Here is a 12,520-nt window from a genome sequence, read left to right as displayed (position 1 = left end):
CCATTATTTCCCGGGAAACGGAGCTTCACACGTTAAGTTCAGACATAACTAGAAGAAGCCTGTCTCCAATAGAGACAGGCTTCTTCATCATTTTCTTATAGCTTAAATTTTGATAACGTGTTCTTGAGGGATACAGATACACTTTCAAGTTTGTTCGACAACTCAATGAGATGGTTACCTACACTTAGTTGTTCACTGCTGAGGGAAGCTACTTCTTCTGACGTTGCAGAGGACTCTTCAGCAACAGCACTTACGTTACTCATCGCTTCAGAAAGTACGTTTTGCGATTGGTTTAATCCTTCAATCGAAGAAGTTACAGAATCAAGTCGTGAATTAAATTCTTCCATCAATTGCGTAAGGGATACGAATATGTCACTCGTCTCTTTAACAGCGTTCATTTGCTGCTGATATAGAGGATAAGCATCTGACAATGCTCTAACCGTTTCATTCATCTCAAGTTTAATATTGTCGGTAATTTGAGCGACCATATCGATGGATTTGCGGGATTGGTCGGCAAGCTGACGGATTTCATCAGCTACGACCATAAATCCCCGTCCTGCTGCACCTGCGCGAGCAGCCTCAATGGTTGCATTGAGTGAGAGAATGTTCGTTTGTTGTGCGATTCCATGAAGAACATCGACGACTTTGAGAACGGATTTTGTACTATCTTGCAGAGCATCTACCCGCTGAACAAGTGAACGTGTCATTTCTTCAGATTGATTTGTTTTCTCGATCAACTCATTCAAGTTTTTCATACCGATTTCGCTAGACTTCACTACATGCTGAGCTGCAACACTCATTTCCTGATTTGCAGCGATTACATTTTTCATTTGATGTGAGATATTCTCAGTAAGTTCGTTGCCTCGCTCCGCTTCATTAGCTAAGCTCGTAGCACCGTTAGCGATTTCCTCTGTAGCCACAGCAATCTCCTTGGCTGAGACCGCCGTTTTCTTAGAAGCATCCGTTAGCTCTGAAGCGGTATCAAGTACATCTTGGGCTGTCGCATTGGTCTGTGTAACAAGAGTTGTAATGTTCTCCATCATCTCGTTAAAGCTATCTGACAGCTGACCAATTTCATCCTTAGATTTATGAGCTGTACGCACATTCAAATTACCTGCTGCTCCTTGTTTCATCAGTCCTTGAAGATTTTGCAGAGGACGTGCGATCAATCTAACCATCCATAGACCGATAAGTACAGCTAGAATGGCAACAACGAAAATACTTATCCCTGTAATGGCAATAATACTTTTTGCATTTTGAACCAGATAGCTTGTTGGAACCGTACCAATAATTTTCCAACCAGATGTTTCGATCGTGTCGTATGCTGCCAGTATCGATCTGCCATTCTCGTCTGTCGTTTCTTTACTGCCGGAAGCGCTGTCTTTTATATCATTAACAAATGAATAGGTTGTCTTCTTCCCTGTAAGGGTTGTATCGTCCGAAGCAACGATTTGACCGTCAGCAGAGACAATTTCAAGTCTGCTGCCATCTCCCAAATCAATATTGCTTAACTGATCTTCCAAAGCGGAAGCCTTAATAAAGAATACAATTGAGAAATTGCTTCCGTCTCCATATATGCTGTCCACAGAGCGAACTAATTTGAAAGTCGGTACACTGCCTTCTTTAGCACTCGAGGCAATCCATTCCGTTTTCTTCGTTTTTACTGCATCTTTGTACCAAGGCTGATTCAGCATCTCAGAAATATTATTAACTACAGATGATGTTGCAATCGGTGGAGTTTTACCATCACCTGGAACCAGATATATCGATTGTATGGCTGTATTTGTATTACTGATTGACGACAGCATGTCAGAAATTTTACCGGCTGTTAGAACACGGTCATACTCAGCAGCCGTAGGAGACATCAAATCACGAACATTATTTTGCATTTCCGTATCGAGCAAAATTTGCATTGCGGCAACTTCAAATTGTTTAAGCACGATATTAAGTTTATCAGAAGTTTGAATGATCGTTTGCTCGTTAGAATTTGCTGCTTGGTCTTTAATCGCATTTCTCGCGCTGTTATAAGATGTTATTCCTAAGCTGGCTGCAAGCAAAACAATAACGACGAAAATAACTAAAAAAAGCTTCATACCGACAGATTTGGCTGGATTCAGAGTGGATATTTTCATGTTTTTTATGGTTGAAATCACCTTGTTAAAGCGCTTGATGTTATCTCCCTTCGCCCTTTCCTTCTTCGGTTTATGCGCTTTCATTTCTGCTTCTATTTTTTCATTTTTCTCTTTAGGCTTCATCTTTTTCCCCTCGTTACTCATGTTCGTATCACCCGCCACTCCCTATTTTTATTTCTAATAACATTCACTAATTTCACATTTCGACAAAAATCGTTCAATCCCTTTTCACTTCCAAATAATGATATGTTCTTCAGCGCAACTAAATAAAAAAGCCCCTGCAGTACTGGCTGCAAGGGCTTGATTATCAATAGTTTTTTATTTTCTTTTACGCATCATATCAAAATAGCGAACTGGTTTGTCCACTTTCATACGAATGCGCTGCAAAGGATGTCGAGCTGCGTCAAGTTCATTGCCATCTTCGTCCCAAATTTGGCCAACGGTTTGTTTGAAGAACGTGCCGTCTGGTCCGAAAAATTCAATTTCTTGACCTGGTTTGAAATAATTACGTTGCTGAATAACAGCTGTACCTGTCTCTTCATCATATTCCAGAACGAGACCCGCAAAGTCGTAAGGCACTGCCTTCTCCTCTGGTTCGTAAATATGGTCTTCATGATCTGGTGTATTAAAGAAGAAACCCGTATTCAGCGGACGGTTTGCAGCTTTGTTAATTTCTTCAATCCATTCCGGTTTGAGTACATAATTTTCTGGATCAGCCATGTAAGAATCAATCGCTTGACGGTATACATTGACGACAGTCGCAACGTAGTGAATCGATTTCATACGACCTTCAATTTTAAAACTGTCAATGCCGACCTCGATTAATTCAGGAATACTTTCCAGCATGCACAAATCTTTGGATGACATAGAAAAAGCGTTATCGTCTTCGTTGAAGAGTGGAAGCTGAGTGACTCCTAGTTTAAAGTTCTTAAGAACACTGCTCTCTCTAGCTTCTTCTTCAGAAATCCAAGCTTCCGCAGGACGAGCATCTTCAAACAAATCATATTTCCAGCGGCATGACTGACAGCAACCGCCGCGGTTCGAATCGCGGTCTGTGAAATGGTTGGACAATACACATCGGCCGGAATAAGATGAACACATCGCGCCGTGAATGAACGTTTCAATTTCAATGTCAACATGCTTTTTGATTTCGGCGATTTCTTCAAGGCTCGTCTCACGTCCTAGTACGACCCGCGGGAGTCCTTCTTCCTTCCAGAACTTCACGGCTTGCCAGTTTACTGTGGACTGCTGTGTACTTAAGTGAACCTCTAATTTTGGCGCAACGCGCTTCGCCGTTTCGATAATAATCGGATCCGCTACAATAATTGCAGAAATGCCGACTTCCTCTAAGTTTCTTAAATAGTCTTCAATACCTTCAATATCTTCATTATGGGCATAGATATTCGTAGCAACAAATACTTTAGCGCCGTATTTCTTAGCGAATTCTACACCTTCACGCATTTCTTCAAAGCTGAAATTGTCTGCATTGGAGCGAAGCCCATAATGCTGACCACCAATGTATACGGCATCTGCACCATAATGAATCGCGAACTTAAGCTTTTCTAAATTCCCTGCAGGTGCAAGCAATTCGGGTTTGCTTAATCGATGTCTTTTGCCAGTATATTTTGGTTTTGGTTTTTCCAAAGTTTGCATTTTCGATCTTCACTCCTTTTTAATATACTTGTTCCTTATAGAAGAATCCGAACGAAAGCTCTCGCTCTGGATCTTGTACGCGTCTAATTTCTTCCAGCCAGCTTTCGTCGAATTGATAATTTTCTGGATCTTGAACGTAGGCATCAATCGCTTTCCGATACGCCTTCGTTACCACTACGTTGTAATGTGTTGACTTCATTAGACCTTCGATCTTAAAGCTATCGACACCGGCATTCATTAAGACATGCAAGTCTTCAAGAATACAAATATCATCAGAACTCATAATGTGTGTACCATTCGAGTCCTCATAAATCGGATATTTCTCATCTTTTCGTTCTGCCTCAACAAGAAACAATCCGCGGTCTTTCCCTAAATCGACACCTTGGACAGGACGTCCTTGATGCGCCATGTAGCTTTGAACGAGACGGCGCTTGGAATGATAAATGTTCGTCATTCCATGAACTTGAACTTGAGCTTCAATTTCAAGCTTAGGCATCATCTCTGTAATTTCATCCATGCTAAGCTCTCTAGCAAGCACTACACGAGAAGCGCCTTTACTGCCCCAATAGTTTGCGGTCGCATAATTCGTAGATAACATTTCTGCATTCCAATGCAGTTTAAGCTGAGGGGCATGCTCTTTAACCGCCGTCAAGACAGACGGGTCACCGAATTCAACTCCGTCCACTCCTGCCGCAGCTAATTGCTTCACGTAGTCTGGAATTAGTTCAAGCTGTTCGTTATGAAACAAATTATTAAGAGATACATATATTTTAACCTTACGGTCATGTGCTATTTTGACGGCTTCTGCAATTTGAGCAGGTGTAAAATTTCCAGGAAGCCTCATTCCGAATTTCTCTTCTCCAATAAGCAGAGCATCGGCTCCAGCATCAATAAGTGCTGTCAGTTCTTCCAAGGAACCTGCAGTCACAAGAAGCTCGGGTTGTTTTCTCATCTGCTCCACTCCTCTCTATCTATTTTGCCATATGATCGCTTTTTTGAATATTGTTTAAATGTTCCTTGTATGTTTTTGCAAATAAATGCGTATGACTGCCGTCTTTTTTGGTCACATAGAACAAATATTGGGATGCTGTAGGTTCAAGCGCTGCTTGTATAGATTTTATACTTGGACTTGCAATTGGCCCAGGCGGTAGACCTTCATAGAGATAAGAATTATAAGGGCTGTCAATTTTGCGCAAATCTTTGTTATACAATCGTTCCTTCTGCTTACCAAGCAAATACTGAACTGTAGCATCTATTTCAAGCTTCATGCCTTTGTTTAGCCGATTATAAATGACGCCTGCAACTAGAGGACGTTCGTCATCAACAACCACTTCGCGTTCTACTAAGGATGCGACCGTTAATAGCTGATGAATCGTCAATTTGCGTTCTTGCAGCTTTTGCTTCCAATCTGGTATCGTATCTAACCGTTTCTCTGTTTCTTCTAACATTTTGGTAATAATATCAGCTTCAGTGCTTCCTTTTTTGAGCTCATAGGTTTCTGGGAACAAGTAGCCCTCTAAAGCATACTTCAGCTTCTTATCAGCTGGAATTTGAGTAACAATAGATACATGAAATTGACTTGGTTCATTTGCTAACTTCAAGAACTTATCCTTATTTACATAACCTTCTGAACTTAACTTCTCTGCAATCTGTTCGACAGTATAGCCTTCAGGAATCGTAAATTTAATCATATCTTCGGGAACGACCTCGCCGCTGGTTAATTTGCTGATGACTTCAGAATAGGTTAACCCTGGATGCATCGCATACGTTCCAGCTTTTAAGGAACTTCCTTCATTTTTCCATTTCAAATAAACTTTAAACAAAAATGAATTTTTAATGATTCCTTTGTGCTCCAGCAGGTCTGCAATCTGCGAAGTACTCATTCCCTTTTCGATCGTGAAATTAATCTCTTGATTCGAAGTCTTTACCGGCTGCATTTGATTCGATACGATCCACAAGGCACTTACGCATATAATAATAAAGATTAGACCGCTGCTTATCCAAACTTTAGTCTTCAATCTCAAGTCTATGCCAACCCCTTCAAACTTCCTTACGCATTCAAAAAGAGCGGAAAGTTCCGCCCTTTCTGTGCTTATTCATCAATTTCGTCTTGCAAAGTAAGTTCATCATACAGCTCAGAAACATCTTCCCACTCGTCATCATCGTCAATCGTAACGAGCTCAGGATTGCCTTCTGCAGAAGTAACAATTTTAAAAATCTCTATCTCCGCATCTGAACTTGCATTTTCAGGTTTAAGCACAGCGTACGCTCTGCCCCCAACTTCAAACTCGTTCACTATTTCATAAATGGAGCTTTTACCATTCTCATCCTGCAACTCCACATAGGAACCGAACTTCTCCTGAAGGCGCGAAGTCCAAATGACCTGCTCAGCTGAAAAATCAGTCATTGTCGTTATCTCCGTCCAATTCTGCGACCAATGTATTAAACGTCTCTTCTACAATGGCCCACTCTTCGTCGTCCTCGATCATGTACAGCTTCAGATCGTCACCATCTTCTTCGTAACGGAACGCGTATACTTCATCTTCTTCATCATCATTGGATTCAAGCGGTACGACCATCATATATTGAGCATCTGAACCATCGACCTCAAATTTCATGATGACTTCGAATTCCTCTTCATTCCCCTCATCATCCGGAATATAAATAATTTCCGGTTCTTCTTCTACATATCTGTTACTATCTTTTACCATCGAATACCACCCTCACCTTTTACTCTTAGAATCTAGATAATTTTGCAAAATCAAGCTAGCCGCCATCTTATCGACGACTTGCTTTCTTTTCTTGCGACTTACATCGGCTTCGAGCAATGTTCGCTCTGCAGAGACCGTTGTCAGCCTTTCATCCCAGAGGTGAACGGGTATGTTCAGTGACTCCCTCAGCTTAGAAGCAAACTCTATGCAAATTTCACCACGAGGTCCGATCGTACCATTCATGTTCTTTGGAAGTCCGACGACAATTTCTTCCACTTCATAAATTTTCACAAGTTCGGCTATGCGATCGAACTCGCCGCCATCTCGGCGGCGCTCAATCACTTCGAGCCCTTGCGCGGTCCAACCGAAAGCATCGCTAACCGCCGCTCCGATTTTGCGATCCCCATAGTCCAAGCCCAAAATTCTCATTCAAGATCTCCTATCGGTGACTGGCTAGATAGTATCTGACCAGCTCTTCAATCAATTCGTCACGTTCTTTCTTGCGAACGAGACTTCTAGCATTATTGTGTCTAGGAATATAAGCAGGATCTCCAGATAGCAAGTACCCAACAATTTGATTGATCGGATTGTATTCCTTCTCAGCCAAAGCATCGTATACCGTTAACAAAATATCCTTGGCGGAAGCCTCTTGCTCATCACCTTTGACGCTAAATTTCATAGTTTTATCCATGGAGTCCATTAATGACACCTCACTTCTTCAAAAACATGTGACATGTTTTTTAGAAAATTGCTACCAGCATACTCTTTTATACTATAACATATTCTAGGTGCTATAAGGAAATGATTCAAACGAGACAAACACCTCAGAATATTTCATTTATGCTAGTGTTATTTGCCCAATGAGTTGTTCAGCAAGTTTTAATGCATCCTCTAGCTTAGAAGCATCCTTACCACCCGCTTGAGCCATGTCTGGACGGCCTCCGCCGCCTCCGCCGCATACTGCAGCGATTTCTTTAACCAGTTTACCTGCATGAAGACCATTCTTCACGCCTTCCGCCGGTACTGTGACAACAAAGTTCACTTTATCTTCACTTGCAGCACCAAGAACGAGCACTGCCGATGGCAATTTACCTTTAAGTTCATCTGCCAATGTACGCAGAGCATCCATGCTTCCAGCTTGAACACGAGCAGCTAGAACCTGAGTATTACCAATCATTTTCACTTGACTACTCAACTGACCCGCTTCAATAGAGCTTAGTTTGCTTTGCAAGGATTCGTTTTCTCGGCTCAGCTCTTTAAGTTGTTGATTCAAAGCTTCAATGCGTTTTGGCACATCATTCAAGTTCGATTTAAGAAGGGATGCAGCTTGTTTCAGAATATCGAGCTGATCCTCCATAAATTGATATGCGTATTGTCCGGTTACAGCCTCAATCCGTCTTACGCCTGAACCAATACCGCTTTCACTTACGAGCTTGAAGAGCCCAATTTGTGACGTGTTATCCACATGGCAGCCGCCGCATAGTTCCAAGCTGTAGTCTCCAACTTGAACGACGCGAACAATGTCGCCGTATTTCTCGCCGAAGAGAGCCATCGCTCCCATCGCTTTCGCTTCATCAATCGGTTTATATTCAGTGACAACATCTATACTTTTCCAAATTTGCTCATTCACACGGCGTTCAATGTCCGCAAGCTCTTCTTGCGAAATGCTGCCGAAATGTGAGAAGTCAAAGCGTAAACGCTGAGGCTCAACGAGTGATCCCGCTTGATTTACATGGTCTCCGAGCACTTCTTTAAGCGCCTTATGGAGCAAGTGAGTAGCTGTATGGTTTTTCTCCGTATTTTCACGTTTTGCACGGTCTACTTCTGCTTTTACCGTTTCGCCAACACGCAACTCACCAGCTTGGATGATTACTTGATGGACATGCTGACCATGCGGTGCTTTCGTTAAGTTGTCTACTTTAGCTGTAACTGAAGCTCCAACAAGCAGACCTTGGTCACTGACTTGTCCGCCGCTTTCCGCATAGAATGGGGTGATGTCAAGAATGACCTGTACTGAATCCCCTTCGGAAGCCGTATCTACAAAAGCGTCATCTTTGACAATCGCTAAAACTTTCGACTCAGTTACTGCATCATTATAACCAACAAACTCGCTTTTAACCGTATAATCAGACAGCACGCCGCCCTGTACTTTCATACTTTCGTTCTCATGACGAGCCGCACGCGCTCGGTCGCGTTGCTCCTGCATAGCCGCGTCGAATCCTTCGCGGTCTACCGTAAGACCATGCTCTGCTGCATAATCTTCAGTCAAATCGAACGGGAAGCCGTACGTATCATACAATTTGAAAGCATCGCTGCCGCTAATTTGTTTGCTTCCTTGCGCGATTGCCGCTTTACTAATTTCCTCGATAATCGCAAGACCATCATTTAACGTTTCGTGGAAGCGTTCTTCTTCGGTGCGAATGACTTTCTCAATGAATTCACGTTTGTCTACGACATCCGGGTAATACACGCCCATAATATCGCCAACGACTTCCGTTAGTTCATACATAAATGGACGGTTAAGACCGAGCACCTTGCCATAACGAACTGCACGGCGGAGCAAACGGCGAATAACATAGCCGCGTCCTTCATTGGACGGAAGAACACCGTCAGCAACTGCAAATGACACGGTACGAACGTGGTCGGCAATGACTTTAAGCGCGACATCGTAATCTGCGTTTTCTTTATATTTCACGCCCGCCATTTGCGCTGTTCTCTGAATGATCGGTTGGAACAAATCTGTATCAAAGTTCGAATCTACATTTTGCACAATCGAAGTCAAACGCTCTAAGCCCGCACCTGTATCGATATTTTTACTAGGAAGCGGTGTATAGCTGCCATCTTTGTTATGGTTAAATTGTGAGAACACAAGATTCCATACTTCAAGGAAACGTTCATTCTCACCGCCAGGGTAACATTCAGGATCAGACAGATCACCGTAAGCTTCTCCGCGGTCATAGAAAATTTCTGTACAAGGCCCGCACGGTCCTTCACCAATATCCCAAAAGTTATCTTCGAGTTTTACAATGCGCTCTGCAGGAATGCCAATTTTCTCATTCCACAGTTTGTACGCCTCTTCATCTTCAGGATATACAGTGACTGACAAGCGGTCTGGATCAAATCCAATCCACTCTTTGCTTGTGAGAAACTCCCATGCCCACGTAATCGTTTCTTCTTTGAAATAATCGCCAATCGAGAAGTTGCCAAGCATTTCAAAGAAAGTATGGTGTCTGCGCGTCTTGCCTACATTTTCGATATCGTTAGTACGGATACATTTTTGCGAGTTCGCAATCCGCGGATTTTCAGGAATGACACGTCCGTCAAAATAAGGTTTAAGCGGTGCCATCCCTGCGTTAATCCATAACAGTGAAGGATCATTATGCGGAACGAGCGACGCGCTCGGTTCAATCTTGTGTCCCTTACTAGCAAAAAACTCAAGCCATTTTGAACGAATTTCACTTGCCTTCATCGTACTTCCTCCATCATTCAAATATTTTTCAGTATATGGACTCTAATCATGCCATTAAAATAGAAAAAACGCCCCTGAACATCAGGGACGATTGTCTCGCGGTACCACCCTGGTTATCGCACGAATTCAGTCATCGTTATCATTGACTCATATAGCGCGATCGCCTTGTTTTGGTATGTAACGGAACCACCCGATGAGCCTGCTCATACTCCGAAATTAGCTTTCAGCCAGTTCAATCCCTGAGGTTCTCCCAGCCATCTCCTGTGCTGCCTGGCACAATAGAAGGAACCTGTTCTCTGGAAAAGGTGAATTATGGCTTACTTGATTTCATCATCGCTTTAAAATGTCCACAAAATTACATATACAGTATATAAGTACGGCCGCTAGGCTGTCAATCTGCTGATAACACATTGAAAGAGAGCCTACACCGTTTTCCGTCTTACATAATAAGCGAAAATGTGCTGGATAATCACTTTAATAACGACGAAGAACGGAACAGCTAGAATTAAACCGACGAATCCAGCCGCTTCACCGCCAATAAGAATGGCCGCAATAATAAAGAGCGGATGCAGATGCAATTTCTTGCCGACGACTTGCGGTGAGATAAGGTTGCTCTCAAGAATTTGACATGTCCAATTAACGGCGATGACGAGCAGAACCATCTTTATCGAAATCGTCGAAGCCATAATGACTCCTGGAGCTGCTCCTAGAAACGGTCCTAAGTATGGGACAATATTAAACACAGCTACGACACTAGCGAGCAAGAGCGCATAAGGCATTCCTATAACCATGTAGCCAATGTAAGCAAGCACACCAATGATAACACAGACGATAAACTGACCTCGAATGTAGTTGCCAAGTGCAGCATCAATCTCCTTAAGCAGCGCAATTGTATGCTTACGACGAGACCTTGGCAGTAACGATATCACCGCGCGTTCAAATACATCAAAATCTTTTAATATATAAAATACGAGAAACGGCACAATAAACACATCAAAAATGACACCGATCGTCGAGCCAATATGATTCATAAAGTTTGAAATACTTTGGGCTGTCCGATTCTCCATTTGAAAAAACCAATTGTTGACACCCATTTGTACACCTTGCGGCAGCAAGTGGTTGTCCATGTTGTTCATTAGGCTCTGCGCATGCATCGTCATTTCTGGCAAATGTTCGTTTAATTCTTGAAGCTGTTCAATAAACATAGGGATGATATTCATTAATATGACGACTAGCGAGGTTATAAAAACGGCATAAATGAGCAAGACGGCAATCGTTCTAGGTACCTTTCGGCCATTCAGCATAACGACGATTGGATTGAGTACATATGAAATGATCATCGCAATAAGGAAAGGAGCGAATACCGATTTTAAAAACGAATATGTGTTTATAAGCAGCGGTTTGAGCAGCCAAAGGAAATATAAAATAATAAGCCCGAGCAATATCCAAACGCCATAACGGAAAATTTTATTTTTGGTTAACTGTTCCATCCAGACCGACCCTCCATTTACTGGGACTGGCTCTTACTAGATAAAGTATATGTCTGGGCGATGCAAATTAACCTATATGAATGTACTCATTCATAAAAAAACACTTCCGAAGTGTCTTTAGCGACCAGCTATACCTTCGAAAGTGTTTTGTTATACGAAATCATCAAATTATTTTGCACCATTTTCGTTTGCACCATTTTCGTTAAAAATGGTCATATTTTCGCTTTCGGCATCATTAATTATGTAGAAACTCTCAAGTCGAAGCGTGAATATGCGGAAAATCTTGAGAAAATTCTTCTCCGAAGAATAAGTCATCCAGAGAACTAAGCGTACCGTCTTCTTCTACTTGAAAAACGGACATCTTCTCTCCGTTAACCGTTAATTCGATGAAACAACCCCAGCAATAATACTGGTGGGAGCCAATTTTACCAATATCCTTGGAATTGCAATTTGGACATCTCATCTTTCCATCTCTCACCTACCGTTAACAGAATGAATGGCTTTCTCCAATTTTTCTTCACTCAGTGAGGGGACCATAAGAACATCCTCTCCAATTGTTATTTCAGGTGTATAAGGCAACCATTTGCGCCCTTCCACCAAATCAGAAATAAAACCATCACTAATTTCTAAACCTACTATTGTATTTCCCATTTCTTGGTCTAAATAAACATCGGCCAAACGCCCGAGTAAGGCTCCGTCATTCGTTAAGACAGGAAGTTCTTTGAGCTTGCCTCGTCCTAACAAAAATGTATGTTTTATTTGGTCGGCTTCCGTATTCCGGATTGCCTGTTGATTACGAATCATGACAGCATCTTCACCATAAGCTGCAATATCTTCCCATAACACGACTTTAATGTTTGGAGAGAAGAGTCTCTTTCCTTCAAGCTCGATACCTACAATACGCCACTCTTCTGATACGATAAAATCTACAACTTCCCCAACCCGTTTGCCGTGCTCTACTTCATACACAGCAAGACCGATCAGTTCTTGCAATTTCATTCATTCGGCGCCTCCTCATGTAAGCCAAGTTTTGAGCAATTGTGATAGATCATTGTCAGTCGAACT

The 12,520-nt window shown here is 42.2% G+C and carries 12 protein-coding genes; all 12 read right to left on the bottom strand.

Annotated elements, in window-relative coordinates; translation table 11 throughout:
* Positions 1 to 95: 95 nt before the first annotated feature.
* Positions 96 to 2,276, bottom strand: coding sequence for a methyl-accepting chemotaxis protein (locus tag J2Z20_RS00325; protein ID WP_209844256.1), 2,181 nt, complete (start codon positions 2,274 to 2,276; stop codon positions 96 to 98).
* A 174-nt stretch (positions 2,277 to 2,450) separates the two neighbouring features.
* Entirely contained in the window at positions 2,451 to 3,785 is a 1,335-nt protein-coding gene (locus J2Z20_RS00320; RefSeq protein WP_209844254.1) for a peptidase U32 family protein, read from the bottom strand.
* A gap of 19 nt (positions 3,786 to 3,804) precedes the next feature.
* Positions 3,805 to 4,737, bottom strand: a complete 933-nt coding sequence (locus J2Z20_RS00315; protein WP_209844252.1) for a peptidase U32 family protein — start codon at positions 4,735 to 4,737, stop codon at positions 3,805 to 3,807.
* Between the two features lie 19 nt (positions 4,738 to 4,756).
* Positions 4,757 to 5,809 carry an endolytic transglycosylase MltG gene (mltG, locus tag J2Z20_RS00310; protein ID WP_209844250.1) on the bottom strand — a complete coding sequence of 351 codons (1,053 nt, stop codon included), beginning with the start codon at positions 5,807 to 5,809 and terminating at the stop codon, positions 4,757 to 4,759.
* Between the two features lie 68 nt (positions 5,810 to 5,877).
* Entirely contained in the window at positions 5,878 to 6,192 is a 315-nt protein-coding gene (locus tag J2Z20_RS00305) for a DUF1292 domain-containing protein (RefSeq protein ID WP_209844248.1), read from the bottom strand.
* Positions 6,185 to 6,496 (bottom strand): DUF1292 domain-containing protein, encoded by a 312-nt coding sequence (locus J2Z20_RS00300; protein ID WP_209844246.1) that lies wholly within the window; start codon positions 6,494 to 6,496, stop codon positions 6,185 to 6,187. The genes J2Z20_RS00305 and J2Z20_RS00300 overlap by 8 nt, the downstream gene beginning before the upstream one ends.
* Positions 6,497 to 6,508: 12 nt before the next feature.
* Positions 6,509 to 6,925, bottom strand: a complete 417-nt coding sequence (ruvX, locus tag J2Z20_RS00295; RefSeq protein WP_209844244.1) for a Holliday junction resolvase RuvX — start codon at positions 6,923 to 6,925, stop codon at positions 6,509 to 6,511.
* Between the two features lie 10 nt (positions 6,926 to 6,935).
* On the bottom strand, positions 6,936 to 7,196 hold the full coding sequence (locus tag J2Z20_RS00290) for an IreB family regulatory phosphoprotein (protein WP_209844242.1): 261 nt from the start codon (positions 7,194 to 7,196) through the stop codon (positions 6,936 to 6,938).
* A 138-nt stretch (positions 7,197 to 7,334) separates the two neighbouring features.
* Complete coding sequence (gene alaS / locus J2Z20_RS00285) at positions 7,335 to 9,965, bottom strand: alanine--tRNA ligase (RefSeq protein WP_209844240.1); 2,631 nt, start codon at positions 9,963 to 9,965, stop codon at positions 7,335 to 7,337.
* 422 nt (positions 9,966 to 10,387) lie between these two features.
* A complete protein-coding gene (locus J2Z20_RS00280) occupies positions 10,388 to 11,455 on the bottom strand; it encodes an AI-2E family transporter (protein WP_209844238.1) in 1,068 nt (355 codons plus the stop codon).
* A 253-nt stretch (positions 11,456 to 11,708) separates the two neighbouring features.
* Entirely contained in the window at positions 11,709 to 11,918 is a 210-nt protein-coding gene (locus J2Z20_RS00275; RefSeq protein WP_209844236.1) for a hypothetical protein, read from the bottom strand.
* A gap of 11 nt (positions 11,919 to 11,929) precedes the next feature.
* On the bottom strand, positions 11,930 to 12,454 hold the full coding sequence (locus J2Z20_RS00270; RefSeq protein ID WP_209844233.1) for a PRC-barrel domain-containing protein: 525 nt from the start codon (positions 12,452 to 12,454) through the stop codon (positions 11,930 to 11,932).
* Positions 12,455 to 12,520: the final 66 nt, after the last annotated feature.

Origin of the sequence: Paenibacillus sediminis (assembly GCF_017873765.1) — a bacterium.
GTDB classification, from domain to species: domain Bacteria; phylum Bacillota; class Bacilli; order Paenibacillales; family Paenibacillaceae; genus Paenibacillus_AG; species Paenibacillus_AG sediminis.
The sequence above is the reverse complement of the archived record's forward strand: the minus strand, read 5'-3'. Positions and strand labels throughout refer to the sequence as shown.